Consider the following 25662-nt stretch of genomic DNA (forward strand, 5'->3'; position numbering starts at 1 on the left):
CTATTCGAGCCAGCCGTCGTACGCCCCCGCGAGCGCGTCGAGCGCGGCCGGATCGAGCCCCGCCGCGGGGTCCTCGACGACCACCAGCCACTGCGCGTCCTCCGCGTCGTCCTCACCGGCGAGGGCGTCGCGCACCAGCCGCGGTTCCTCCGCGAGGGAGAAGCGGCCGGCCAGTTCGGCGGCGACCTCCTCGGCGGCGTCGCGGTCGGGAAGCACGAGGACATGGCGTACGTCGGTCACCGGTACATTGTGCCGCCGACACCAGGCGCCGCCGCCGGGGCATCGCCCCCCGGACGGCCCCGGCCCGCCCGGCCCGCCCGCCCCGGTCCATCCGCCGACCGGTCAGCCCCTGCCCCCTGGCCCATCCGCCCCCCCGTGCTCCCAACCCGTCCGCCCCGGTCCTGGATGTCACACGCGCGTGGGATGCTGGGCCGCGATGGCAAGGAAGACCGCTCAAGACGACCCGCTCGCTCCGCTCACGCTTGCCGTGGGGCAGGAGGACCTGCTGCTCGACCGTGCCGTGCGCGAGGTGGTGGTGGCCGCGCGGGCGATGGACGCCGACACCGATGTGCGGGATCTGGCGCCCGAGGCGTTGCAGCCGGGGACACTGGCCGAGCTGACCAGCCCGTCGCTCTTCGCCGAGCGCAAGGTCGTCGTCGTGCGCAATGCGCAGGATCTGTCCGCCGACACGGTCAAGGACGTCAAGGCGTATCTGGCCGCGCCGGTGGAGGAGATCACCCTGGTGCTGCTGCACGCCGGCGGCCCCAAGGGCAAGGCGCTGCTGGACGCGGCACGCAAGGCGGCGGCCCGCGAGGTGGCGTGCCCGAAGATGACCAAGCCCGCCGACCGGCTCGCCTTCGTACGCGCCGAATTCCGTACGCTCGGCCGGTCGGTGACGCCCGAGGCGGCGCAGGCGCTGGTCGACTCGATCGGCAGCGACCTGCGGGAGCTGGCGAGCGCGTGCACCCAGCTGGTCGCGGACACCGAGGGCACGGTCGACGTGGAGGTGGTCGCCCGCTACTACACCGGCCGCGCCGAGGCCACCGGCTTCGAGGTGGCCGACCTCGCGGTGACCGGACGGGCGGCCGAGGCGCTGGAGCGGCTGCGCTGGGCGCTGTCGGTCGGGCAGCCGCTGCCGGGTATCACCTTCGCGCTGGCGTCCGGGGTCCGCGCCATCGGCAAGCTCGCGTCCGCCCCGCGCGGCGCCAACCCGGGGCAGCTGGCCCGGGATCTGGGCATGCCTCCGTGGAAGATCGACCGGGTGCGGCAGCAGATCCGCGGCTGGAGCGCGGACGGCGTCTCGGTCGCTCTGCGGGCGGTCGCGGAGGCCGACGCGGCCGTCAAGGGCGGCGCCGCCGACCCCGCGTACGCGCTGGAGAAGGCGGTGGTCATCATCGCCCGTGCCGCCCGCACCGGTTCCTGACCTACTTGAGTTCGGGCAGCGTCGCCTTCGTGGCGTCCTTGACCCACTGCGTCGCCTGGCTGATCGTCGCGGTCGCCCCTGAATCGTCGTTGAGCGACGAGGCGTAGGCGTCCCAGGACAGCGAGAAGGTCATCCATCCGTCGCGCACCTCGAGCATCACCTCGCGGCTGCCGCTCTCGCTGCCCGACGACGTGGTGATGGTGTCCTGGGTGATCAGGAACGCCTCGTCGCCGAAGCCGTCGACCGCTGTGACGGTGTACTTCTCCGACGAGATCGTGCCGTGGTCGGTGTAGCTCCGCCAGCGGTCGGCGAATTCCGGCTGCGGATCGCTCTTGCGGTGCAGGTCGGCCTGGAGCGTCACGTAGGCGTCGGAATAGGTGGAGGCGTCCTTCTTCAGGCTCTCGCTGCAGTACATCTCCGCGACGGTGGGGCGGTCGCTGACGTACGAGCTGGGGTCGTCGTCCGGCTTGGGGTATTCGCTGGTGAAGGCGCTCAGGTCCGCGGTGTCGCACAGGTTCTTCTTCACCGTGTAGCCGCGCAGGTCGGCCTTGTCGGAGTCCTTGCCGAGCAGCACCACCCCGCCGCCCCACAGCGCGGACGCCACGGCCGCGCCGACCACGGCCCACAGCACCGCCTTGCCGGCGCCGCCCCGCCCGCCGGGTGCGGCCCCCGGGGCGCCGGGCTGCTGCGGGGGACCGTAGTACGACGGCTGCGGCGGACCGTAGGGACCGGCCGGGGCGCCGGCCGAGGTCTGGGCGTACGGATTGTGCTGCGGCGGCACGGGCGCCCCGTAACCGCCGCCGGTCGGCGGCCGGCCGGGTATCTGCCCGGGTGGGGGCACGGCTCCCTGGGGGTTCTGGTACGGATATGCGCCCGGCTGGTCAGGCGGTGGCGGCGTCGACATAGTGTGAGGATATCGACACTGTCAGAAACGTACTGCCCGTCCGGGAATCCCGGACGGGCAGCAGAGGCGTTTCGGTGCACCGCGGGCACGTGGCGAACGTCCGCGTGCGGTGCGGGCCTTGAGCGGTGCGGGTCCGGGCGGTAGAGGGGCCGCTGATTCCGGTTGTCCGCCGTGCCGCGGACCCTGGTGCGCGCAAACCGCGCGGGGTCGTGCAGGCCGTGCAAATTGTACGGGCGGTACGGGCGGTACTCGTGGTACGGGTCGTACAGGGCGTACCGGCCGTACGGGTCGGGCAGAAGCCGCTGCGAAGGGTGATCAGCCCTGGAGCGCGGCGACCGACTGCGCGATGGCCGACTTCTTGTTTGCGGCCTGGTTCTTGTGGATGACGCCCTTGCTCACGGCCTTGTCGAGCTTCTTGGACGCGGTGCGCGCGGCGGCCTCGGCCTTGGCGGCGTCACCGGCGGCGACGGCCTCGCGGGTGCGACGGACCGCGGTCTTGAGCTCGGACTTGACCGCCTTGTTGCGCAGGCGCGCCTTCTCGTTGGTCTTGTTGCGCTTGATCTGGGACTTGATGTTCGCCACGAAAGAGCCTTCTCAGGTTCGTTTACCGAAAGGATCAGCGCCCCGGTCCAGCGGTACACGACCGGTGGGGTCACGAGGCGCAGCGCCCCAGGCTACCAGCAGCGCGCTGTCGCTCCCAAACCGCCCGGGGGCCGCCGGCCATGGGACTATGGAGGCTACGTATCGATCCGACCAGCCAGCAGAGACCGAGTCCCGCGCCGAGCGCGGCGGCAAGAGTCTCAAGAAAATGGACCCTGCGTGCCCGCGACTCCTTCTTCCGTGCCGGCCCATGCGCCGGAGCCGAGCCGTACCGACCCGGCGCTGATCCGCAACTTCTGCATCATCGCGCACATCGACCACGGCAAGTCGACGCTCGCCGACCGGATGCTCCAGCTCACCGGGGTCGTCGACGCGCGGCAGATGCGTGCTCAGTACCTCGACCGGATGGACATCGAGCGTGAGCGCGGCATCACCATCAAGTCGCAGGCCGTGCGGCTGCCCTGGCAGCCCTCGGACGGCCCCGCCGGGACGCACATCCTGAACATGATCGACACCCCCGGCCACGTCGACTTCACCTACGAGGTGTCCCGCTCGCTCGCCGCCTGCGAGGGCACGGTCCTGCTGGTGGACGCGGCGCAGGGCATCGAGGCGCAGACGCTGGCGAATCTCTATCTCGCGATGGAGAACGACCTCACCATCATCCCGGTGCTGAACAAGATCGACCTGCCCGCCGCGCAGCCGGAGAAATTCTCCGAGGAGCTGGCGAACCTGATCGGCTGCGACCCCGCCGACGTGCTGCGGGTCTCGGCGAAGACCGGCGTCGGGGTGGACGCGCTGCTCGACCGGGTGGTCAGGGACGTCCCCGCCCCGGTCGGCGTGGCGCAGGCGCCCGCCCGCGCGATGATCTTCGACTCGGTCTACGACTCCTACCGCGGTGTGGTCACCTACGTGCGGGTCATCGACGGGCAGCTGACCAAGCGCGAGCGGATCCGGATGATGTCCACCGGCGCCACCCACGAACTGCTGGAGATCGGCACCAACTCGCCGGAGATGCTGCCCGCCGACGGGCTCGGCGTCGGCGAGGTCGGCTATCTGATCACCGGTGTGAAGGACGTACGGCAGTCCAAGGTCGGTGACACCATCACCACCCACACCGCGGGTGCCACCGAGGCGCTGGGCGGCTACAAGGACCCCAAGCCGATGGTCTTCTCGGGCCTGTACCCGCTGGACGGCTCGGACTACCCGGAGCTGCGCGAGGCCCTGGACAAGCTCCAGCTCAATGACGCGGCACTGGTCTACGAGCCGGAGACGTCCGCGGCGCTGGGCTTCGGCTTCCGCGTCGGCTTCCTCGGCCTGCTGCACCTGGACGTGGTCCGCGAGCGCCTGGAGCGGGAGTTCGGCCTCGACCTGATCGCGACGGCGCCCAACGTCGTCTACCGGGTCCTGATGGAGGACGGCGCCGAGCACGTCGTCACCAATCCGAGTGAATTCCCCGAGGGCAAGCTCTCCGAGGTCTACGAGCCGGTGGTACGGGCCACGGTGCTGGCCCCGACCGAGTTCATCGGCGCGATCATGGAGCTGTGCCAGAACCGGCGCGGCTCGCTGCTGGGCATGGACTACCTGTCGGAAGACCGGGTGGAGATCCGCTACACCCTGCCGCTGGCCGAGATCGTCTTCGACTTCTTCGACAACCTCAAGTCCAAGACCCGCGGCTATGCGTCGCTGGACTACGAGCCCACCGGCGAGCAGAGCGCCGACCTGGTCAAGGTCGACATCCTGCTGCACGGCGACAAGGTGGACGCCTTCTCGGCGATCACCCACCGGGAGAAGGCGTACGCGTACGGCGTCCGGCTGGTCGCCAAGCTGCGCGAGCTGATCCCGCGGCAGAATTTCGAGGTGCCGATCCAGGCCGCCATCGGCGCCCGGGTGATCGCCCGCGAGACGGTGCGCGCCATCCGCAAGGACGTCCTCGCCAAGTGCTACGGCGGTGACATCTCCCGGAAGCGCAAGCTGCTGGAGAAGCAGAAGGAGGGCAAGAAGCGGATGAAGATGGTCGGCAGCGTGGAAGTGCCGCAGGAGGCCTTCATCGCGGTGCTGTCCACCGATTCCGACGGCGAGTCCAAGGCGAAGAAGTAGCCGGCGGCCGGCGCGGGCGCACGGCACAGGTGCGGTGCGCCCGTCCGCCGGCGGGCGGGCGCGCGACGGGGTGCGTCCCGGGCGCGGGCCCCGGGGGGTGGTCGCGACGCGCTGGTCACACCCCCTTACGCGCCGGGCGTCGGCCCTCTAGGCTGATCCGACGGATAGGTTACTGGTGAGTTAAGAACGCCCGCGCGTGCCCGGAGGTTGCGGTGACCGACACACAGACGTTGCTAGAGAATCGGCCGCCCTCCGTGGCGACGCTCTTCCTGGACCGAGTGGCGGCCACGCCGGACGCGGAGGCGTACCGCTACCCGGTGCCGCCGGAGAGCGGCGAGGGCCCCGACGGCTGGAAGTCGCTCACCTGGGGCGAGGCCGCCCGCCGGGTGTACGCGATCGCGGCCGGTCTGATGGAGCTGGGGGTACGCCCCGAGGAGCGGGTCGCCATCGCCGCCAACACCCGGGTCGAGTGGATCTTCGCCGACCTCGGGGTGCTGTGCGCGGGGGCTGCCACCACCACCGTCTACCCGAGCACCAATGCCGAGGAGACCGCTTTCATCCTCGCCGACTCCGGCAGCCGCGTCCTGATCGCGGAGAACGCCGCGCAGCTCGACAAGGCCAGGGAGCGCAGGGCCGAACTGCCCGAGCTGGCCCATGTGGTCGTGATCGACGCGGAGGGCGCCCTCGACGAGGCGGGCGACGGCTGGGTGCTGTCGCTGGCCGAGCTGGAGAAGCGCGGCGAGGCCTATCTGGCCCAGCACCCCGCGGCCGTCACCGAAGCGGTCGCGGCGATCACCAAGGACCAGCTCGCCACGCTGATCTACACCTCGGGCACCACGGGACGCCCCAAGGGTGTCCGCCTGCCGCACGACTGCTGGTCGTACATGGCGCGGGCCATCCAGGCGATCGACATGCTGGAGCCCGAGGACGTGCAGTACCTGTGGCTGCCGCTCGCGCACGTCTTCGGCAAGGTGCTGACCGCCGGGCAGATCTCCGTCGGGCACATCACGGCCGTCGACGGCCGGGTGGACAAGATCATCGAGAACCTGCCGGTCGTGCAGCCGACGTACATGGCCGCGGTCCCGCGCATCTTCGAGAAGGTCTACAACGGCGTCGCAGGGCGCGCCCGCGCGGGCGGCGCCGCCAAGTACAAGATCTTCCTGTGGGCCGCGGAAGTCGCCCGCGACTATGCCAAGGCCACCCAGAACAGCATGCGGCTCACCGGTACGCCCTCGGCTCCGGTGGGTCTGCGGGTGAAGCACGCGCTGGCCGACAAGCTCGTCTACGGCAAGCTGCGGGAGGCCTTCGGCGGCCGGCTGCGGGCCTGCGTGTCGGGCTCCGCCGCGCTGGCCCCGGACATCGGCTACTTCTTCGCCGGCGCCGGCATCCACATCCTGGAGGGCTACGGCCTCACCGAGTCCAGCGCCGCCAGCTTCGTCAACCCGGGTGAGAACTACCGCACCGGCACGGTCGGCAAGGCCCTGCCGGGCCTGGAGGTCCGCGTCGCCGAGGACGGCGAGGTCCTGCTGCGCGGCCCGGGCATCATGCAGGGCTACCACGGGCTGCCCGACAAGACCGCGGAAGTCCTCGAATCCGACGGGTGGTTCCACACCGGGGACATCGGGGAACTGTCCCCCGACGGCTACCTGAAGATCACCGACCGCAAGAAGGACCTGATCAAGACCTCGGGCGGCAAGTACATCGCTCCCGCCGAGGTCGAGGGGCAGTTCAAGGCGGTGTGCCCCTTCGTCAGCAACATCCTGGTCGTCGGCGGCGGGCGCAACTTCTGCACCGCGCTGCTGGCGCTCGACGAGCCGACCATCCTCGGCTGGGCCGACGAGCACGGGCTCGGCGGCCGCTCCTACGCGGAGGTCGTCGCCTCGGAGGAGGTGCAGGCCCTCATCGAGGGATACGTGCAGCGGCTCAACGAGGGGCTCCAGCGCTGGCAGCAGATCCGCCGGTTCCGGCTGCTGCCGCGTGACCTCGACGTCGAGCACGGTGATCTGACGCCGAGTCTGAAGCTGAAGCGGCCGGTCGTCGAGCGGGAGTTCGCCCCGCTGATCGAGGAGATGTACGCGGGCGCGCGCGAAGCCTGAGACCCGGCTATGGCCGGTCCTTCACCCCCGGGGAGCGGGGAGTGGCGGAATGATACGGGGTTGGCGGCTGGTGCGGGTGGGGTCGGAGGAAAGGGACCCGCCCGGGGGTAACGGAGCGGCACGCGGCAGTGTCACCCTGTCACGATGGACCCGTGAGGCTCCCCCGTTCTCGCCGCCGGAGCGAGACCCGTGACGTGGCCTCGGACAAGTCCGAGGCCACGTCGCAGACGAGTCTGCCGGGCGATCAGCAGGCCGCCGGCGCGGCCCGCCGCTTCCTGCGAACCGCTCTGGCGCAGTGGTCGGACAGCGGCCTGCCCGAGGCGGCCCGCCTCGGCGAGCGCCTGCTGGACGACAGCACACTGCTGGTGAGCGAGCTGGTGACCAATGCCGTGGTCCACGCCGGCACCACCGTGGAGCTGGTGTGCCGGCTCGACACCCGGGAGTCGCCGCCCGGCCTCGTCGTCGAGGTGTCGGACCACCACCCGACGCGGGCGCTCCGCGACGACAGCGGCGTCCTGGACGAGTCGGACGTCCCCGACGACAGCCGCGAGGGCGGCCGGGGGCTCCAACTGGTGGCGGCGCTGTCCGACGCCTGGGGCATCAGCTACCGCCGCGACCGCAAGACCGTGTGGTGCCGCTTCGACCTGCCGGCCGGGGACGGCGCCACCCCGCTGCTGAGCCTGCGCGGCGAACCGCCCGCGGAACTGATCGCGCCCGTACCGCCGCAGGCCGACCGCGCCAATGACCAGGAGTGGGCCGGCCGGGGCGCGCTGTCCTTCCTCGCCGAGGCGTCCGACCTGCTGGCGGGCCAGCTGGACGAGGACAATGTGGCGTCGCTCGCCGCCCAGTTACTGGTGCCGCGAATCGCGGACTGGTGCGCGGTGTGGGTGTATCCGGCGGGAGCCGGCGCCCGGCTGCCGAGCGTCTGGCACGTCGAGGAGCGGCGGATCGACGGGCTGCGGTCCGTACTGGAGAAGTCGCCGCCCGCCGCGGACAAGCGGCCGGGGGCGCGGCACATTGCGTGGCCCGCGACGCCGGGCGACACGGTGGGCGGCGGCGCCCTCGCGGTGCCGCTGCTGGTGACCGGGCGCTGCCAGGGCACGCTGCTGCTGGGCCGGGCGGGGCCGCTCGGGCTGCCCGACGAGGTGACGGGCCTGGTCGAGGACTTCGCCCGCCGGGTGGCCCTGGCCATGGGCGCGGCGCGGCAGTACGCGCGGCAGGCGATGATCAGTACGGTGCTCCAGCGCGGTCTGCTGCCGCCCGCGGTCGGGCGCATCCCCGGCATCGACCACGCCGTGGTCTACGAGCCGCTGGCCGGGGACTGGGTCGGCGGCGACTTCTACGACCTCTTCCCGGCCGGGGACGGCCGCTGGTGCTTCGCGCTGGGCGACGTGTGCGGCAACGGCCCCGAGGCCGCCTCGCTGGCCGGCGTCGCCCGCCCGGTGCTGCGGCTGCTGGCCCGCGAGGGCTACGGCGTCTGCGACGTGCTCGACCGGCTCAACAAGGCGCTCGCCGACGAGGCGGCGGCGGCACTGACCGGCGGGACCGCGGCCTGGGAGGGCGGCCAGGCCCGCTTCCTGTCGCTGCTGTACGGCGAGATCACGCCGTACGCGCCGGAGCGCGGCGCCCACTGCACCCTGGCCTCCGCGGGCCACCCGCTGCCGCTGGTGCTCGGCAGCGACGGCCGGGTCCGGGAGGCGGCCTCCCCGCAGATCCTGCTGGGCATCTCCGAGACGGCGCAGTACACGAGCGAGTCCTTCGACCTGTCGTCCGGCGACAGCCTGCTGTGCGTCACCGACGGCGTCACCGAGCGGCGCCGCGGACAGCGCCAGTTCGACGACGACGACGGACTGGCCACGGTCTTCGGGGACTGCACGGGCCTGGGCGCGGCCGGCATCGCCGAGCGCATCCGGCACGCGGTGCACGCGTACGACAGCGCGCCGCCCGCGGACGATCTGGCGGTGCTCGTTCTCCAGGCCCGCTGATGTGCCGGATACTGGGAGAATGCCTTCCGTACTGCCCGACGGCGAACCCGTGCCCGAGGACGGCGCCCTGCCGCCGCAGGCGCTGTCCGGGGCCGCGGGACGGCCGCTCGGCTTCTACCTCCACGTGCCCTACTGCGCCACCCGCTGCGGCTACTGCGACTTCAACACCTACACCGCGAGCGAGCTGCGCGGCTCCGGCGGCGCGCTCGCGTCCCGCGACAACTACGCCGACGTCCTCATCGACGAGATCCGGCTGGCCAGGAAGGTGCTCGGGGACGACCCGCGGCAGGCCGGGACGGTCTTCGTCGGCGGCGGCACCCCGACCCTGCTGCCCGCCGCCGACCTGGTCAGGATGCTCGCCGCGATCCGCGACGAGTTCGGGCTCGCGGCGGACGCGGAGATCACCACGGAGGCCAATCCGGAGTCCGTCGGCCCGGCGTATCTGGCGGAGCTGCGCGAGGGCGGCTTCACCCGGATGTCCTTCGGCATGCAGAGCGCCCGGCAGCATGTGCTGCGGATTCTGGACCGCACCCATACCCCGGGGCGGCCCGAGGCATGCGTCGCCGAAGCCCGGGACGCGGGCTTCGAGCATGTCAACCTCGACCTGATCTACGGCACCCCCGGCGAGTCCGACGACGACTGGCGCGCCTCGCTCGACGCGGCAATAGGCGCAGGCCCCGACCATGTGTCGGCCTACGCGCTGATCGTCGAGGAGGGGACGCAGCTGGCCCGGCGGATCCGCCGCGGCGAGGTGCCGATGACCGACGACGACGAGCACGCCGACCGCTACCTGATCGCGGACGAGCGGCTGTCCGCGGCCGGGTTCGCCTGGTACGAGGTCTCCAACTGGGCCACCACCCACGCGGGCAGGTGCCGCCACAATGAGCTGTACTGGACCGGCGCCGACTGGTGGGGCGCGGGACCCGGCGCCCACAGCCACGTCGGCGGGGTGCGGTGGTGGAACGTGAAGCACCCCGGCGCCTATGCGCAGGCCCTCGCCGAATCCCGCAGCCCGGGCGCGGGCCGGGAAGTCCTCGCCGACGAGGACCGCAGGGTCGAGCGGATCCTGCTGGAGCTGCGGCTGTCCGCGGGCTGCCCGCTGGACCTGCTGACCGGCGCCGGCGCCGGGAACGCGGCCCGCGCGGTGAGCGACGGCCTGCTGGAGCCCGCCCCTTACACCGCCGGGCGCGCCGTCCTCACCCGGCGCGGGCGGCTGCTCGCCGACGCGGTGGTCCGCGGCCTCACCGACTGAGCCGGGCGCGGCCCGGGCCTCACGGCCCGATACGGCCGGGGTGCGTATCGTGCCCGCCGGGAGGGTGTGTCAGAGGACGGCGAGCCGGTCCACCAGCAGGTCCACCCTCCGCCCGGCTTCCGCCGGGGGCAGCCGTCCCGCCCGGGTCAGGTCCGCCAGCCCGTGCAGGGCCGCCCAGAACACCTCGGTGAACAGCCCCGGGTGGACGCCGTCCCCCGCGACCTCGCCCAGGCTCTCCAGCAACGCGGCGAAGGCGTCCTTGAGGGGTTCCGGGGTGTCCTCGGCCGCGAACGCCAGGCCGCCGTCGAGCTGGAATATGGCGTCGTAGACCGCCGGGTTGCGCACGGCGAAGTCGAGGTAGGTGCGGGCGAGGGCGGTGACCCGGGTGCGGGAGCCGTCCGCGGCGGAGGCCGCGGCACGCACCGCCGCGGCCAGTTCGGTGGCGCCTTCGAGGGCGACGGCGCCGATGATCTCGCGCTTGCCGCGGAAGTGGCTGTAGAGGACGGGCTGGCTGTACTCGATGCGCTCGGCGAGCCGGCGGGTGGTGACCGCGTCCCAGCCCTGCTGCTCGGCGAGTTCGCGGGCTGTCGCCACGATGAGGCGTTCGCGCTCCGCCCGCTCGCGTTCCTTGCGTTCCTGTACCGACATGACGCGATCCTAGCATCGCTAGACAGACGAGCGGCAGTAGTATTAGCGTTGCCTCAACAGCTAGCAGCGCTAGATCCCTGGAGGGGTCGTCATGCTCAACGCACTCGAGGTCTTCACCACTGTGGTCGTCGGCGTGATGGTGGGAGTGGAATTCTCCGTTCTCTTCGTCATCAACCCGATACTCAACGCCCTCCCCGAGGACAGCGGCCAGCTCGGCCACGCCCATGGGGGCCGGATGCTCGGCGCCGTGATGCCGTTCTGGTACATCGGCTCGCTCGTCCTGTCCGCGGCATGGGCCGTCGCCGGACGGCACCACCACGGCACCGGCCTCGTCGTCACCGCCGGCGCGCTGCTGATCCTCAGCGTGATCATGTCGCTCCTGCTGCTCGTCCCGATCAACAACCGGAACAAGGCGTGGACCCCCGAGAACCGGCCCGAGGACTGGAAGGAGCAGCTGAACCGCTGGCTCCGCTTCCACTACGTCCGCGTCGCCGTCATCATCGCCGCCTTCACCCTGCTGGTCGCCGCCCTCGCCTGACCCCGCGACCCGGTATGCGCCCTACGGCGCCGTCACGAAGTCGATCAGGTGCTCCACCGAGCCCAGCAGCTCGGGCCGGAGGTCCTTGTACGTCCGCACCGACGCCAGGATCCGCTGCCATGCCTCGCCCGTGGACATGTCCCAGCCCAGGGCCCGGCACACCCCGGTCTTCCAGTCCTGGCCGCGCGGCACCCGCGGCCACTCCCGGATACCGACCGAGGCGGGCTTGACCGCCTCCCACACGTCGATGAACGGGTGCCCGACCACGAGGACGTCCTCGCCGGTCACGGACGCGGCAATACGCGACTCCTTCGAGCCCGGCACCAGATGGTCGACCAGTACGCCGAGACGGGCGTCGGGGGCCGGGCCGAAGTCCGCCACGATCGCGGGCAGGTCGTCGACGCCCTCCAGATACTCCACGACCACCCCCTCGACCCGCAGGTCGTGGCCCCACACCCGTTCGACCAGTTCGGCGTCGTGCCGGCCCTCGACGTAGATCCGCCCGGCCCGCGCCACCCGCGCCTTCGCGCCCGGCACCGCGACGGACCCGGACGCGGACAGCAGCGGCCCCCGGGGCGCGGGCGCGGCCCGCGGGCGTACCAGCGTCACCGTGCGGCCGTCGATGAGGAAGCCGCGGGGAACCATCGGGAAGACCCGGTGCCTGCCGAACCGGTCCTCCAGGGTGACCGTCAGCCCCTCCGCGGTCTTCTCGCAGCGCACCACCGCCCCGCAGAAGCCCGTCGCGGCCTCCTCGACCACCAGGTCGGGCTCCGCCGCCACCTCGGGCGCCGGGGCGCTCTTCTTCCACGGCGGGGTCAGATCGGGGTCGTAACTCCTGCTGCGCATGGGGGCGATCGTAACCAGCAGGGCCGGGCGGAACCTAGGAAGGCGCGGTCCCGAAGCGCTCCGCCAGCGCGTCCCGCTGGGCCCGCAGGAAACGCGCGTCGACCACCGCCCCGTGCCCGGGCACATAGCGGCCCGTCTCGCCGCCGAGGGCGAGCAGCGCGTCCAGCGTGCCGGGCCAGTGGGCCGGGTCCGCGTCGTCGCCCGCCTGGGGCTCGCCCGACTCCTCGACCAGGTCGCCGCAGAAGACCACCGTCGGGTCGCTCGGTCCGGCGCCCGGTACCACGACCACCAGGTCGTGCCCGGTGTGCCCGGTGCCGGCGTGCACCAGCCGCACCGGCCGTTCGCCCAGGTCGACCGCGGTCTCACCGGTCACCTGCCGGGTCGGGAGCACCAGCGCCCCGGCCGCCCGCTCGGCCTCGGCCGGGTCGGTGCCGAAACGTACCGCGTCCGCCAGCAGCGTCTCCCGCTCCCGGCGCAGATAACCGTCGAGCCCGCGCTCCCCGAAGACCTCGGCGCCCGGGAAGGCGGCCGTACCGAAGACGTGGTCGAAGTGACCGTGCGTGAGGACGATGTGCGTGACCGTACGCCCGGTCAGCGCCTCGACCTGCCCGCGCAGCTCCTCGCCCTCCCGCAGAGTCGAGGCGGTGTCCACCAGCAGCACACCGTCGGAGCCGACCACCAGTCCGATCGTCACATCGAGGTGGGGCATCCTGCGCCGTGCGACGCCGGGAGCCAGCTGCTCCCAGACAGAACCGCCCGAACCCGGACCCTCCGTGCTCTCCACTGATTCCACGGGGGCGACGCTATCGCCGCCGCGCCGCAGACCGCCGCCACCTCCGCGTGCCCGGTGTGCCGCACCCTTGCCGAGCCCTTGCTGCCTCGCCGTACACTTGCTGCGGGAAAGCTGGCACTCGAAACGGCGGAGTGCCAGGCCACGAACGTCACGGCTGGAGGTGCGCGAATGCTGAGCGAACGCAGACTCGAAGTCCTGCGTGCCATCGTTCAGGACTACGTCGGCACCGAGGAGCCGGTCGGTTCCAAGGCGCTCACCGAACGTCACCGGCTCGGCGTGTCCCCCGCCACCGTGCGCAACGACATGGCGGTGCTGGAGGACGAGGGCTACATCGCCCAGCCGCACACCAGCGCGGGCCGTATCCCGACCGACAAGGGATACCGGCTCTTCGTGGACAAGATGGCCGGCGTCAAGCCGCTGTCGTCCGCCGAGCGCCGGGCGATCCAGAACTTCCTCGACGGCGCGGTCGACCTCGACGACGTCGTCGCCAGGACCGTACGGCTGCTCGCGCAGCTCACCCGGCAGGTCGCCGTCGTGCAGTATCCCTCGCTGACCCGGTCCTCGGTGCGCCACGTGGAGCTGCTGGCGCTCGCGCCCGCCCGCATCATGCTGGTGCTCATCACCGACACCGGGCGGGTCGAGCAGCGGCTGATCGACTGCCAGGCGCCGGTCGGCGATACGGTGCTGGCCGATCTGCGCGCCCGGCTCAACAGCCGGGTCGTCGGCCGCCGGTTCGCCGATGTGCCGCCGCTGGTGCAGGATCTGCCGGAGAGTTTCGACCACGACGACCGCCCCGCGGTCGCCGGAGTGCTCGCCACCTTGCTGGAGACCCTGGTGGAGCAGACGGAAGAGCGCATCATGCTGGGCGGCGCGGCCAACCTGACCAGGTTCAACCACGACTTCCCGCTGACGATCAGGCCGGTACTCGAAGCACTGGAGGAACAGATGGTCCTCCTCAAACTGCTCGGCGAGGCCAAGGACTCCACCATGACCGTCCGAATCGGTCATGAGAATTTTCACGAGGGCCTCAACTCCACCTCGGTGGTGGCCGTCGGCTACGGTTCGGGCGACGAGGCAGTCGCCAAACTCGGCGTGGTCGGACCGACCCGCATGGACTACCCCGGAACGATGGGAGCGGTACGCGCAGTGGCACGTTACGTCGGACAGATCCTGGCGGAGTCGTAAGTGGCCACGGACTACTACGCCGTACTAGGCGTGCGCCGCGACGCAGGTCCGGACGAGATCAAGAAGGCATTCCGCCGTCTCGCCCGGGAACTGCACCCTGACGTCAATCCCGACCCCAAGACCCAGGAGCGGTTCAAGGAGATCAACGCCGCTTACGAGGTGCTCTCCGACCCGCAGAAGAAGCAGGTCTACGACCTCGGCGGCGATCCGCTGTCCGCCGCCGGCGGCGGCGCGGGAGCGGGCTTCGGGCAGGGCTTCGGGAACTTCAGCGACATCATGGACGCCTTCTTCGGGCAGTCGCAGCAGCGCGGACCGCGCTCGCGCACCCGGCGCGGGCAGGACGCCATGATCCGGCTGGAGATCGACCTCGAAGAGGCGGCCTTCGGCACGACCAAGGACATCCAGGTCGACACCGCGGTCACCTGCGGGACCTGCAACGGTGAAGGGGCCGCGCCCGGCACCGCAGCGCAGACCTGCGACATGTGCCGCGGTCGCGGCGAGGTGTCCCAGGTCACCCGCTCCTTCCTCGGCCAGGTCATGACGTCCAGGCCCTGCCCGCAGTGCCAGGGCTTCGGCACCGTCGTGCCCACGCCGTGCCCGGAGTGCGCCGGTGACGGGCGGGTCAGGTCCCGCCGTACGCTCACCGTCAAGATCCCCGCGGGCGTCGACAACGGCACCCGTATCCAGCTCGCGGGCGAGGGCGAGGTCGGCCCCGGCGGCGGCCCGGCAGGCGACCTCTACGTCGAGATCCGCGAAGTCCCGCACCTGGTCTTCCAGCGCCGCGGCGACGACCTGCACTGCACCGTCACCATCCCGATGACGGCGGCGGCGCTCGGCACGAAGTGCCCGCTGGAGACGCTCGACGGTTTGGAGGAGATCGACATCCGGCCGGGTACGCAGTCCGGCCAGTCGATCCCGCTGCACCAGCGCGGCATCACCCACCTGCGCGGCGGCGGTCGCGGCGACCTCGTCGTCCACGTCGAGGTCGTGACCCCGCACAAGCTCGACGCGGACCAGGAGGACCTGATGCGGCGCCTCGCCAAGCTCCGCGGTGAGGAGCGCCCCACGGGCCAGTTCGCGCCGGGGCAGCAGGGCCTCTTCTCCCGCCTGAAGGACGCCTTCAACGGCCGTTGACGGTCCGCCGGTTCCTGCGGTTCCCCCGCGTCGGTGAGTGCCACCTCGCTGGCGCGGGCCGAGGGCGCCTACTGCGTCGGTGGGCGCCCTTCCGCTGCCGCGGGGCTCGGGCTTTTGCTGCGTAAGGCGGCGCCTTACCAGGGGCGCGGGACTGCGCGGCCAGCCACGACGCGCCGTCGTGTGCGGACGGACCGCAGCACCCCAGGGGCGCGGGGAACTGCGCCACCGGCTCCCACCGGGGCGCGGGTCGTCACCGGCCCGGAGGGGCTGTTCGGTCCGCTCCGGACCACCGGCCGGTGGTGGGTTGCGCGCGCCGTTCCCCGCGCCCCAGGGTGGGCCACCCCCTGCCGCTCAGAACCCCCGGCCCCGCGGCAGCGGAGGGCCCCCTGCCGGAGGGGAACCGCGGGACGGCCGGCGGGCGGGGGAGGGGAACCCTTGCGGGCAGGGGGTCGCGGGGCCGCCGCGGCCGGGGGCGCTGTGAAGCCGCGCGGCACGCGCATGGCAGGCTAGCCCCATGTCCGCGCCCAGCCTGACGTCGTTCTCGGCGTACCCGATCGTGCAGGCCCCGATGGCCGGCGGCGCAGCCAACCCCCGGCTGGCGACGGCGGTGGCGGCGGCCGGCGGCCTGGGCTTCCTCGCGGCCGGGTACAAGACGCCCGAGGCGATGTACGAGGAGATCCGGCAGCTCCGCGACCAGAGCACGCACCCTTTCGGGGTGAATCTGTTCATGCCGCAGCCCGGGGCCACCGACCCTTCCGCGGTCGCGGTCTACGCCGAGCAGCTCGCGGGCGAGGAATCCTGGTACGGCACCCCCCTCGGCGACCCGGACGCCGGCACGGACGACGCCTACGACGCCAAGGTCGCGGTCCTGCTGGAGGACCCCGTACCGATGGTGAGCTTCACCTTCGGCTGCCCGTCGCAGAAGGTGCTCGAATCCTTCCGCAAGGCCGGCACGTACACGGTGGTCACCGCCACCTCGGTGGCCGAGGCGCTGGCCGCGCAATGGGCGGGCGCCGACGCGGTGTGCGTCCAGGGCGTGGAGGCCGGCGGCCACCAGGGCACCCACCGGGACGATCCGCAGCTGCGCTGCGCCGGCACGGGCCTGCTCGCGCTGCTGACGCAGGTACGCGAGGCCGTGCAGCTGCCGCTGATCGCGGCGGGCGGCATGATGCGCGGCGGGCAGATCGCCGCGGTGCTCGCGGCCGGCGCGGACGCGGCGCAGCTCGGCACGGCGTTCCTGGTCTGCCCCGAGTCCGGGGCGCATCCGCTGCACAAGCGGGCGGTCACCGACCCGGTCTTCGCCCGTACCGAGCTGACCCGGGCGTTCACCGGACGCCCGGCCCGCGCGCTGGTCAACCGCTTCGTCCGCGAGCACGGCCCGTACGCGCCGCCCGGCTACCCCCAGATCCACCACCTGACCGCGCCCCTGCGCAAGGCCGCCGCCGCGGAGGGCGACCCGCAGGGCATGGCGCTGTGGGCCGGGCAGGGGCACCGGCTGGCCCGCGAGGCCTCCGCGGGACACCTGATGGAACTGCTGATCGCGGAACTGCGCACCGCCCGGGAGGCCGGCGCATGACGGCACCGGTCTTCCTGGTCGAGCCGGCGGCGCTGGACGGCTCGCCGTCCCGGATCACCCTGGACGGCCCCGAGGGGCGCCACGCGGTGTCCGTACGGCGCCTGCAGCCCGGCGAGGAGGTCGTCCTGACCGACGGGGCCGGGCGGGGCGCGTACGGCGTCGTCGCGGCGGCCCGCGGCAAGGACGAACTCGACGTCGACGTCCACGGCGTCCGGGTGGAGGAGGAGCCCTCGCCCCGGATCACCGTCGTCCAGGCGCTGCCCAAGGGCGACCGGGGCGAACTCGCCGTCGAGACGATGACGGAGGCCGGGGTCGACGCGGTGGTGCCGTGGGCGGCGGCCAGGTGCGTGACGCAGTGGCGGGGGGAGCGCGGCGCCAAATCGCTGGCGAAGTGGCGCGCCACGGCCAGGGAGGCTGCCAAGCAGGCGCGGCGCCTGCGGTTTCCCACGGTCGGGGAGCTGATGACGACGCGGCAGGTCGCCGCGATGCTCGCTTCCGCGGAATTCGCGGGGGTCCTGCACGAGGAGGGCGCCGCCGCGCTCGCGGTGGCGGAGCTGCCGGCCGCCGGGCCGCTGGTCCTCGTGGTCGGACCCGAGGGCGGGGTGTCGCCCGATGAGCTGGCGGCGTTCGCCGCGGCCGGGGCCGGGGCGTACCGGCTGGGGCCGACGGTGCTGCGTACTTCCACGGCCGGGGTCGCCGCGACCGCCCTCCTCCTCACCCGCACCCACCGCTGGTCCTGAACCCCGAGCCAGCACGTGGGCGCCGGGGTGAGCGCGTACCGCAAGTGGCATCCACCCAGGGGTGCGGGGACCCGCGCGACCAGCCACGACGGCGCGGCAGGCGACCGGCCACCGGCCGTGGCACCCCGTAAGGGCACGAGCCCACCCCGCGACCCGCCGGGCTCAGCGGGGGCGACAACGCAGCCGGCCAGGCAGGGTTCAGGCCTCGCCCAGGAACCGGGCAAACGCAGAATTCACCTCATCCGCGTGCGTCCACGCAATATTGTGCGGCCCCCCGGCAATCTCCACGAAGCGGCAGTCCGCCACCAGCGCCGACAGCCGCCGCCCGGTCGCGGCGATCGGCAGGATCCGGTCCTCCGTCCCCTGCACCACCAAAGTCGGCACGTCATTGCGCGGAACATCGCGGCGGAAATCCGTCAGCCACGCGGACACGCAGGCCAGCGTCGCAATGGGCGACGCGCCCGCCGCGACGTTCCACTGCGCCTGCCAGGCCTGCTGGCTGATCCGCGCGCCGCCCAGCTTGTCGACGTTGTTGAAGTCGTCGAGGAAGGCCTTCAGGAAGGCCGGCCGGTCGGCGACGATCGCGTCCTTGATGCCGTCGAAGACGGCCTGGTCGACGCCGTCGGGGTTGTCGTCGGTGCGCAGCAGGAACGGCGGGATCGGTCCGAAGAGCGCCGCTTTGGCGACCCGGTCGGAGCCGTGGCTGCCGAGGTAGCGGGTGACTTCGCCGGTGCCCATGGAGAAGCCGGCCAGGACCGCGTCGCGCAGGTCGAGCGTGTCCATCAGGACCTTGAGGTCGGCGGCGAAGGTGTCGTAGTCGTAGCCCGCCGAGGGCCGGCTCGACCTGCCGAAGCCGCGCCGGTCGTAGGTGATGACGCGGTGGCCCGCCTTGAGCAGGGCGGGGATCTGGCGTTCCCAGGAGGCTCCGTCGAGGGGGAATCCGTGGATGAGGACGACCGGCTGCCCCTCGCCGTGGTCCTCGTAGTACAGCTCGACGGTGGTCGTGTTCTCGCTGCCGACCGTGATGCGGCCCATGAAAACCTCCGTATGGAATACGCGGCGCCGAAGACCGCACGCGGTAGGCGAAGCGCGTCATGCGAACCGCGGGCGGACCCCTCCACCGCAACGCGTAGCCGCGGTGATCGCATCTTGCGCGGCCCACTGGGTGAGACGCCGCCCGCGCAGTGAGACGCGGCGCGGCGCCACGCGGCCGTAGCAAACACCGCCGGGGTCCCGTAAGAGTGCGATTCGGCCCTTTGGCGGATGGACCGGCGGGCGCGCGGGCAGGACCGTTGGGTGATGGGAAAGACCAGGAGGAACTGGGCGGTTGGGACACTGCTGGCAGCGTCGGCGGTGGCTCTCGCGGGGTGCGTCCCCGCGGACGGGCTCGCCGGCAGCGCGGTGTCGGTGACGACGGATCAGCTGGCCACGAACGCGCTGGAACAGGACGACGTCGAGGTGCAGTGGCTGTCGTGCAGCGCGTCGACGGGCCAGGCGCTGGCCTCGGTGGACTGCGTCGGGCGTACGGTCGGCCAGCGGAAGATCTCGGTGCGGGGCGAGGTGACGCAGCAGCTGGACAACGCCTGCGTGCGCGGCCATCTGACCGCGACGGTCGGCACGCGCCGGATGTTCGACGTGCACGGGCTCGGGAACTGCGGAAAGCGGTCTCCGACGACGAGTTGATCGAAGTTAGGGTGGCCTGGTGACACACCCGACACCGAACCAGCCGAGCGCGAACCGCAAGGCGGCGCAGCCCTCGTACCTCAGGCACCCGCACCCGCACGGCGGGGTGATCGCCTTCACCGCGGAGGACGACGTTTGGGTCGCGCCGCTGGACGGCGGGCGGGCCTGGCGGGTGAGCGCGGACAACATGCCGGTCGGCCGGCCGAGAGTGGCGCCGGGCGGCGATGTCGTCGCCTGGACGTCGACCAGGGACGGGGCGCCCGAGGTGCATGTCGCGCCGCTGGACGGCGGCCCGTCGCGCCGGCTGACGTACTGGGGCGACGCGCGCACCGCGGTCCGCGGCTGGACGCCGGACGGGGACCTGGTGGCGACCACCGCGCACGGCCAGGCGTCCTCGCGCCGCACCTGGGCGCGTACGGTCCCGCTGGACGGCGGCCCGGGCGTCACGCTGCCGTACGGACCGGCCGGCGACCTGGCGTACGGCCCCGGCGGCGCGGTGCTGCTGCTGTCGGTGCCGATGGGGCGCGAGGCGGCGCACTGGAAGCGCTACCGCGGCGGCACCGTGGGCAAGCTGTGGCTCGACCCGGACGGCAGCGGGGAATTCAGCCGGGTCCACGCCGGTCTCGACGGGAATGCCGAGTCCCCGATGTGGGTGGGCGACCGGATCGCCTTCCTGTCCGACCACGAGGGCGTCGGCGCGCTCTACTCCAGCCTCCCCGACGGTACGGACCTGCGCCGGCACAGCGCGCTGGACGGTTTCTACGCCCGGCAGGCGGGTACGGACGGCGTCCGGGTCGCCTGGACCGCCGGCGGGCAGCTGTATGTGCTGGACGACCTCGCGGACGCCGAGCCGCGCCCGCTGGAGATCGCGCTCGGCGGCCAGCGCACCGACCTCCAGCCGCACCCGGTGCGCGCCGCCCATTACGTCGGCGACGCCCGCCCCGACCACACAGGGCGCGGCAGCGCGGTCGAGATCCGCGGCACCACCCACTGGATCACCCACCGCGGCGGCCCGGCCCGTGCGCTGGCCGCGCAGCCCGGGGTGCGCACCCGGCACCCGCGGGTCTTCGCGCCCGGCGGCGCGGACGGCGAGCAGCACGTGGTGTGGGTGACCGACGCGGACGGCGGCGAGGACGCCCTCGAGGTGGCCCCGGCGGTGGGCGTGCCGGCCGGCACCGCGCCGCGGCGGCTGGCCGCGGGGCGGCTCGGCAGGGTGCTGGAGATCGAGGTGTCGCCCGACGGGCACCGCATCGCGGTCGCCTCGCACGACGGCAGGGTGCTGCTGGTGGAGACGCAGACCGGCGAGGTCCGCGAGGTCGCCGCCAGCGACGCGGGGGACGCCTCGGGGCTCGCCTTCTCGCCGGACTCCGCCTGGCTGGCCTGGTCGGCGCCCGGCCCCGGCGCGCTGCGGCAGCTGAAACTGGCCGCCACCGCCGACCTGGCGGTCATCGACGCGACCCCGCTGCGCTTCAACGACTACGCGCCCGCCTTCACCGCGGACGGCCGCCATCTGGCGTTCCTGTCCGAGCGGGCCTTCGACCCGGTCTACGACGCCCACGTCTTCGACCTGTCCTTCACCAACGCCTGCCGCCCGTACCTGATCACGCTGGCCGCGACCACCCCGTCGCCCTTCGGGCCGCAGCGGCACGGCAGGCCGTACGAGCCGGACGACGACGAGCCGGACAGCGGCGGCAAGGGCGAGGAGGACAAGAACCGCGACAAGGGCGACGGCGACACAAAGAGCGACGGCCCGCGCACTCCCGCCACCCGGGTGGACACCGAGGGCCTGGCCGACCGGATCGTGCCCTTCCCGGTCGAGGCGAGCCGTTACTCGGGGCTGCGCGCGGCCAAGGGCGGTGTGCTGTGGCTGCGCCACCCGCTGGTCGGCACCCTCGGCTCGGCCCTTGCCACGCCCGAGGCGCAGCCGCCCGGCACCCTGCTGGAGCGCTACGACCTTGCGCAGCTGCGGATGGAGGAGATCGCCGAGGACGCCGACGACTTCGCGGTCACCGGCGACGGCACGAAGGTGCTGATGAGCGGCGGCGGGCGGCTGCGGGTGGTGGCCGCGGACAGCAAGGCCGACCCGGACGACGAGTCGGGCGGCTCGGTCACCGTGGACCTGTCGCGGATCCGGCTGACCGTGCACCCGCAGGACGAGTGGCGGCAGATGTTCGCCGAGACCCACCGGCTGGCCAGGGACAATTTCTGGCGCCCCGACATGGGCGGCCTGGACTGGGACGGCGTCGCCGAGCGCTACCGCCCGCTGCTCGACCGGATCGCCACCCACGACGACCTGGTCGACCTGCTGTGGGAGCTGCACGGCGAGCTGGGCACCTCGCACGCCTACGTCAGCCCGCCCGGCGGCTACCGCGACCCGCTGCACCGGCAGGGGCTGCTCGGCGCGGACATCTCCCGCGCCGACGACGGGCGCTGGCGGGTCGACCGGGTGGTGCCCGGCGAGTCCTCCGACCCGCAGGCCCGCTCGCCGCTGTCGGCGCCCGGCGTGGCCGTACGGGCGGGGGACGTGCTGCTCGCGGTCGACGGCCGCCCGGTGGACCCGGTGGCGGGTCCCGGGCCGCTGCTGGTCGGCACGGCGGGCAAGCCGGTCGAGCTGTCGGTGACCGCGGAGTCGGGGGGGCCTGTCCGGCACGTGGTGGCGGTGCCGCTCGGCGACGAGGAGGCGCTGCGCTACCACGACTGGGTCGCGGACCGCAGGGCCCATGTGCACCGGGTGTCGGGCGGCCGGGTCGGCTATCTGCACGTGCCCGACATGGTCGCCGCCGGCTGGGCGCAGCTGCACCGCGACCTGCGGGTCGAGGTGGCGCGGGAGGGCCTGGTGGTGGACCTGCGGGAGAATCGCGGCGGCCACACCTCGCAGCTGGTGATCGAGAAGCTGGCCCGCCGGATCGTCGGCTGGGACCTGCCGCGCGGCGGCCACCCGGTCAGCTATCCGCAGGACGCCCCGCGCGGCCCGGTCGTGGCGGTGGCCGACGAGTTCTCCGGCTCCGACGGCGACGTGGTGAACGCGGCGATCCGCGCCCTGGGCATCGGCCCGGTCGTCGGCACCCGCACCTGGGGCGGCGTGATCGGCATCGACAGCCGCTACCAGCTGGTCGACGGCACCGGTGTCACCCAGCCCAAGTACGCCTTCTGGCTGGAGGGCTACGGCTGGGACGTGGAGAATCACGGCGTCGACCCGGACGTGGAGGTGGTCCGCGCCCCGCAGCACTGGGCCGCGGGCGAGGACCCTCAGCTGGACAGGGCGATCTCGCTGGCGCTGGCCACGCTGGAGACCTCCCCGGCCAAGGAGCCGCCATCGCTGCCGCCCCTGCCGGCGTCCTGACGCGGCCGGTCAGATCCGGGGCGATCCGGGCCGGCCTGGGCCGGGTTCGGCCCCGGCCCGTCGTGATAGGCGCCGTCGGCGAACAGCAGGGCCGGTCCCGGGGCGCTGCCGTGGTCCGTCACGGCGCCGAGCAGCAGCAGGTGGTCGCCGGCGGACATGACCTCGGCGCGGCGGCAGAGCAGGACGGCGACCGCGCCGGGCAGCAGCGGCAGGCCGTGCGGTCCGGTGTGCAGCGGCAGGCCGCTGAAACGGTCGCCCGGGCGGGTGAAGCGGGCGGCCAGGTCGCGCTGCCCGGCCGCCAGGACGTTCACCGCGAAGTGCCCGGCGCCGGTGAAGGCGGCGCGGCTGGCGGAGGCCGAGTTCAGGCACCACAGGACCAGCGGCGGTTCCAGGGAGACCGAGGCGAAGGAGTTGACGGTCACCCCGGCCGGCCTGCCGCGGTGCCGCGTGGTGACGACCGCGACCCCGGTGGCGTAGCGGCCGAGGACGTCGCGCAGCGCCCGCTGCCCGACCGCGCCGGGCAGCGGGAAGTATGCCGGGCCGGCCGCCCCGTGCACGGCCGGCTCGGCGGTGGTCACGCCACGCCCGTCTTCACGCGACAGGTCTTCAGCGCGGCGGCGACGTCCTCGTCCCCCGGGGTCAGGGCCGCGGCGACCTCCAGGTCGGCGAGCGCGCTGTGCCACTCCTCGCGGGCCTGGTGCAGGAAAGCCCGGTTGTAGCGCAGGGCCGGGTCGTCGGGGGCCAGGTCCACGGCACGGGACAGGTCGTCCAGCGCGTCGTCCTGCCGGCCGCGCTCGTAGCGGACCGTGGCGCGCCCGGACAGCGCGGTCACCAGCGCCGGGTCGGCCGCCACCGCCCGGTCGTAGGCCTCCTCGGCCGCCGCGAGGTCCTCCTGCTCGGCGTGCACCTGGCCGAGGACGACGTGCAGGTAGGCGTTGTCGGGGTCGAGCAGCAGCCCGGTCTCCGCGTCGAGCCGGGCGGCGTCCAGGCGGCCCTCGTCCAGGTGCAGCCCCGCCCTGTTGACGTAGGCGTCCACGAAGTCCGGCTCCAGGTCGATGACATAGCCGAAGTCGGCCAGCGCGCCCGCCGTGTCGCCCTCGGACAGCCGCAGGTCGCCGCGGTTGTAGCAGATCTCGGGGAAGGGCGGGGACAGCCGCATCGCGCGCTCGTAGTCGGCCAGGGCGTCGTCGGTGCGGCCGAGGCGCCGCAGGATATTGCCGCGCTCCAGGTAGTGCTCGGCGTGGTTGGGGTCCTGGTCGATGACCACGGCGTAGTCGGCCAGCGCCTCGTCCAGGCGGCCCAGGCCCAGGTAGACCCGGGCCCGGTTGTTCTTGAGCACCGACCGGTGCAGCCGGTGCTCGTCGGGGTTCAGCTGCCGGTCGAGGTCGTCGACGCATTCGGTGACCAGCCGCAGCGCTTCCGCGGGGTCACCGAGATTCACCTCGACCAGGGCGCGGCCGTTTTTGTAGAAAGCGCTCTGGAATGCGCGTTCGACCCGGTCGGGCAGGAGTGAAGCGGTGGCGACAGCGCCGTTCAGCAGGGCTTTCGCTTTCTTCTCGTCACGGTCGGCCGGGTCATTGTGGCGGGTGTAGAGCATTGCCGTGGAATAGGCGCACGCCATGTGTACGGCCGGGTCGGTGGACAGCAGCCTGGCCCGGTCGTAGATTTCCTCGGCCTCCCGGGTCCTGGACAATATGGAGAGGGCGAGTCCCTGCTTCACGGCGAACTTCCACCACAAGGTGTCGTCCTGGACGCCGTCGAGCAGTGCGAAAGCCCGGCTGCCGTATTCGACGACCGCGTCGTAGTAGCCGTTCACCAGGCAGTGGTCCGCGGCGGCCAGCAGCACGGGAAGGGCGGCGCCGGCGGGGTCCGTGCCGCGCTCCAGGTGGTAGGGGATCGCGCCGAGGCCGTGCGAGAAGTCGCCGCCCTGCCGGAGCTCGGCGGCCCGCCGGTCGTGCAGCGCGGCCCTTTCCGCGGGTTCCAGCGCGTCGTAGGCGGCCCGCGCGGCCGGCCCCTCGGCCAGGCACTCGCCGCTGACGTACGACCAGGCGTCCACGGCCCCTTCCGCTGACGCCCCGGCGGCCTCCGCGGCCGTCACCAGGGCGCGGGCGTCGAGCACCGACCGCAGCCGCTCGTCCAGCGCGCCGTCGCCGTCGCCGCCGGAGCAGATCACGACGGTGAGGCGGGCCGGGTCCACCCGCCGCACCAGGGCGGCGAGGAATTCGATGTCCGTGGCCTCGGCGTGCTCGGCGCTCTCCACCACCAGGGTGCGCGGCCCGTCCGCGGGAAGGGTGTCGCGGACCAGTTCGGCCAGCCCGTTGGCGATCCGCTTGGTCCGCAGCCGGGCGTAGTAGCGGGTGCGCTCGGCGGGCAGCGCCATCGAGGTCAGCGTCTCCCGCGAGTTGGGCACCTGGTCGCTCAGCTCGGGCGCCACGGACAGCACTTCGATGTCGTAGCGGGCCACGGGGGCCGGGTCGCGCCGCAGCACCTCCGGCACCAGGGCGCGGACCACCGCGTTGGCCGCGGTGTACGGGCCGCGCAGCCGGCGGTGCGCGTCGACGGGCGGCAGCAGCCCGGACGGCAGGAGCGCGGGCGGCAGCGCGAGCGAGCGTACGGCGGCGGCCCTGCTCTGCCGTGTGCCTCCGTGCACCCAGTGGTGGCGGGGTTCTGCCTGGTCCATGGGGTGGTCTCCTTCCGCGGCCCGGGTCGCGAGCCTGCGGCCGGTGCCGTCGATCGTGGGGTTGCGTGGTGCGGGGGCACGCGAGGGCGTGGCAAGGCGACGGGCGGGACCGTCGGGCGGGCGGGCCGGCCGGGTCGGC

General features: G+C 73.0%; 21 protein-coding genes. 12 read left to right on the top strand and 9 right to left on the bottom strand.

Annotated features, from left to right (window positions below):
- On the bottom strand, nt 1–240 hold the full coding sequence (locus tag OHA86_RS26215; protein ID WP_329179022.1) for a hypothetical protein: 240 nt from the start codon (nt 238–240) through the stop codon (nt 1–3).
- A gap of 196 nt (nt 241–436) precedes the next feature.
- On the opposite strand from OHA86_RS26215, the gene holA reads away from it, so the two are divergent.
- Complete coding sequence (holA, locus tag OHA86_RS26220) at nt 437–1423, top strand: DNA polymerase III subunit delta (protein ID WP_329179023.1); 987 nt, start codon at nt 437–439, stop codon at nt 1421–1423.
- A gap of 1 nt (nt 1424) precedes the next feature.
- Here holA and OHA86_RS26225 read toward each other — a convergent pair whose 3' ends face one another.
- Complete coding sequence (locus tag OHA86_RS26225) at nt 1425–2264, bottom strand: hypothetical protein (RefSeq protein ID WP_329179026.1); 840 nt, start codon at nt 2262–2264, stop codon at nt 1425–1427.
- A 378-nt stretch (nt 2265–2642) separates the two neighbouring features.
- Complete coding sequence (gene rpsT / locus OHA86_RS26230; RefSeq protein ID WP_329179028.1) at nt 2643–2909, bottom strand: 30S ribosomal protein S20; 267 nt, start codon at nt 2907–2909, stop codon at nt 2643–2645.
- Nucleotides 2910–3146: 237 nt separating this feature from the next.
- Between rpsT and lepA the strand changes: the two genes are divergently transcribed.
- The 4 genes from lepA to hemW all read left to right on the top strand — a co-directional run bounded on the left by lepA (nt 3147) and on the right by hemW (nt 10357).
- On the top strand, nt 3147–5024 hold the full coding sequence (gene lepA, locus OHA86_RS26235; protein ID WP_329179029.1) for a translation elongation factor 4: 1878 nt from the start codon (nt 3147–3149) through the stop codon (nt 5022–5024).
- 212 nt (nt 5025–5236) lie between these two features.
- Nucleotides 5237–7120, top strand: a complete 1884-nt coding sequence (locus OHA86_RS26240; RefSeq protein WP_329179032.1) for an AMP-dependent synthetase/ligase — start codon at nt 5237–5239, stop codon at nt 7118–7120.
- A gap of 152 nt (nt 7121–7272) precedes the next feature.
- Nucleotides 7273–9105: a SpoIIE family protein phosphatase gene (locus OHA86_RS26245; RefSeq protein ID WP_443071892.1), complete on the top strand. Its 1833-nt coding sequence runs from the start codon at nt 7273–7275 to the stop codon at nt 9103–9105.
- A gap of 19 nt (nt 9106–9124) precedes the next feature.
- On the top strand, nt 9125–10357 hold the full coding sequence (gene hemW / locus OHA86_RS26250) for a radical SAM family heme chaperone HemW (RefSeq protein ID WP_329179034.1): 1233 nt from the start codon (nt 9125–9127) through the stop codon (nt 10355–10357).
- Between the two features lie 69 nt (nt 10358–10426).
- Here hemW and OHA86_RS26255 read toward each other — a convergent pair whose 3' ends face one another.
- A complete protein-coding gene (locus tag OHA86_RS26255) occupies nt 10427–11005 on the bottom strand; it encodes a TetR/AcrR family transcriptional regulator (protein ID WP_329179036.1) in 579 nt (192 codons plus the stop codon).
- 91 nt (nt 11006–11096) lie between these two features.
- On the opposite strand from OHA86_RS26255, the gene OHA86_RS26260 reads away from it, so the two are divergent.
- On the top strand, nt 11097–11543 hold the full coding sequence (locus OHA86_RS26260; RefSeq protein WP_329179038.1) for a DUF1772 domain-containing protein: 447 nt from the start codon (nt 11097–11099) through the stop codon (nt 11541–11543).
- Nucleotides 11544–11564: 21 nt separating this feature from the next.
- Here OHA86_RS26260 and OHA86_RS26265 read toward each other — a convergent pair whose 3' ends face one another.
- Together OHA86_RS26265 and OHA86_RS26270 are read right to left on the bottom strand one after the other, a co-directional pair.
- Nucleotides 11565–12389 carry a DUF3097 domain-containing protein gene (locus OHA86_RS26265; RefSeq protein WP_329179039.1) on the bottom strand — a complete coding sequence of 275 codons (825 nt, stop codon included), beginning with the start codon at nt 12387–12389 and terminating at the stop codon, nt 11565–11567.
- A gap of 34 nt (nt 12390–12423) precedes the next feature.
- Complete coding sequence (locus tag OHA86_RS26270) at nt 12424–13182, bottom strand: MBL fold metallo-hydrolase (protein WP_443071893.1); 759 nt, start codon at nt 13180–13182, stop codon at nt 12424–12426.
- A 168-nt stretch (nt 13183–13350) separates the two neighbouring features.
- Between OHA86_RS26270 and hrcA the strand changes: the two genes are divergently transcribed.
- The 4 genes from hrcA to OHA86_RS26290 all read left to right on the top strand — a co-directional run bounded on the left by hrcA (nt 13351) and on the right by OHA86_RS26290 (nt 17817).
- Nucleotides 13351–14367 carry a heat-inducible transcriptional repressor HrcA gene (gene hrcA / locus OHA86_RS26275; protein WP_329179041.1) on the top strand — a complete coding sequence of 339 codons (1017 nt, stop codon included), beginning with the start codon at nt 13351–13353 and terminating at the stop codon, nt 14365–14367.
- On the top strand, nt 14368–15501 hold the full coding sequence (dnaJ, locus tag OHA86_RS26280) for a molecular chaperone DnaJ (RefSeq protein ID WP_329179044.1): 1134 nt from the start codon (nt 14368–14370) through the stop codon (nt 15499–15501).
- A gap of 514 nt (nt 15502–16015) precedes the next feature.
- The gene (locus tag OHA86_RS26285; RefSeq protein ID WP_329179045.1) at nt 16016–17077 is read left to right on the top strand and encodes a nitronate monooxygenase; all 1062 of its coding nucleotides are present in this window, start codon (nt 16016–16018) and stop codon (nt 17075–17077) included.
- The gene (locus OHA86_RS26290; RefSeq protein WP_329179047.1) at nt 17074–17817 is read left to right on the top strand and encodes a 16S rRNA (uracil(1498)-N(3))-methyltransferase; all 744 of its coding nucleotides are present in this window, start codon (nt 17074–17076) and stop codon (nt 17815–17817) included. Before OHA86_RS26285 ends, OHA86_RS26290 begins: the two co-directional genes overlap by 4 nt.
- 198 nt (nt 17818–18015) lie before the next feature.
- Here the strand turns inward: OHA86_RS26290 and OHA86_RS26295 are convergent, their stop codons facing one another.
- On the bottom strand, nt 18016–18852 hold the full coding sequence (locus OHA86_RS26295) for an alpha/beta fold hydrolase (protein ID WP_329179049.1): 837 nt from the start codon (nt 18850–18852) through the stop codon (nt 18016–18018).
- Nucleotides 18853–19116: 264 nt separating this feature from the next.
- Here OHA86_RS26295 and OHA86_RS26300 point away from each other — a divergent pair, with 264 nt between their 5' ends.
- The gene (locus tag OHA86_RS26300) at nt 19117–19500 is read left to right on the top strand and encodes a hypothetical protein (RefSeq protein ID WP_329179051.1); all 384 of its coding nucleotides are present in this window, start codon (nt 19117–19119) and stop codon (nt 19498–19500) included.
- Between the two features lie 19 nt (nt 19501–19519).
- Nucleotides 19520–22843: a S41 family peptidase gene (locus OHA86_RS26305; protein WP_329179052.1), complete on the top strand. Its 3324-nt coding sequence runs from the start codon at nt 19520–19522 to the stop codon at nt 22841–22843.
- Here the strand turns inward: OHA86_RS26305 and OHA86_RS26310 are convergent.
- Together OHA86_RS26310 and OHA86_RS26315 are read right to left on the bottom strand one after the other, a co-directional pair.
- The gene (locus tag OHA86_RS26310) at nt 22750–23421 is read right to left on the bottom strand and encodes a flavin reductase family protein (RefSeq protein WP_329179054.1); all 672 of its coding nucleotides are present in this window, start codon (nt 23419–23421) and stop codon (nt 22750–22752) included. The two genes, OHA86_RS26305 and OHA86_RS26310, sit on opposite strands and share 94 nt — an antisense overlap.
- Nucleotides 23418–25523: a tetratricopeptide repeat protein gene (locus tag OHA86_RS26315; RefSeq protein ID WP_329179056.1), complete on the bottom strand. Its 2106-nt coding sequence runs from the start codon at nt 25521–25523 to the stop codon at nt 23418–23420. Before OHA86_RS26315 ends, OHA86_RS26310 begins: the two co-directional genes overlap by 4 nt.
- Between the last annotated feature and the right edge of the window lie 139 nt (nt 25524–25662).

The organism is Streptomyces sp. NBC_01477 (genome assembly GCF_036227245.1).
GTDB lineage: Bacteria > Actinomycetota > Actinomycetes > Streptomycetales > Streptomycetaceae > Actinacidiphila.

Bases quoted from the DNA above. Each gene is read 5' to 3' on its own strand.
- holA (WP_329179023.1), top strand. From the start codon at position 437: ATGGCAAGGAAGACCGCTCAAGACGACCCGCTCGCTCCGCTCACGCTT.
- hemW (WP_329179034.1), top strand. From the start codon at position 9,125: ATGCCTTCCGTACTGCCCGACGGCGAACCCGTGCCCGAGGACGGCGCC.
- OHA86_RS26255 (WP_329179036.1), bottom strand. From the start codon at position 11,005: ATGTCGGTACAGGAACGCAAGGAACGCGAGCGGGCGGAGCGCGAACGC.
- OHA86_RS26260 (WP_329179038.1), top strand. From the start codon at position 11,097: ATGCTCAACGCACTCGAGGTCTTCACCACTGTGGTCGTCGGCGTGATG.
- OHA86_RS26265 (WP_329179039.1), bottom strand. From the start codon at position 12,389: ATGCGCAGCAGGAGTTACGACCCCGATCTGACCCCGCCGTGGAAGAAG.
- hrcA (WP_329179041.1), top strand. From the start codon at position 13,351: ATGCTGAGCGAACGCAGACTCGAAGTCCTGCGTGCCATCGTTCAGGAC.
- OHA86_RS26285 (WP_329179045.1), top strand. From the start codon at position 16,016: ATGTCCGCGCCCAGCCTGACGTCGTTCTCGGCGTACCCGATCGTGCAG.
- OHA86_RS26290 (WP_329179047.1), top strand. From the start codon at position 17,074: ATGACGGCACCGGTCTTCCTGGTCGAGCCGGCGGCGCTGGACGGCTCG.
- OHA86_RS26295 (WP_329179049.1), bottom strand. From the start codon at position 18,852: ATGGGCCGCATCACGGTCGGCAGCGAGAACACGACCACCGTCGAGCTG.
- OHA86_RS26300 (WP_329179051.1), top strand. From the start codon at position 19,117: ATGGGAAAGACCAGGAGGAACTGGGCGGTTGGGACACTGCTGGCAGCG.
- OHA86_RS26315 (WP_329179056.1), bottom strand. From the start codon at position 25,523: ATGGACCAGGCAGAACCCCGCCACCACTGGGTGCACGGAGGCACACGG.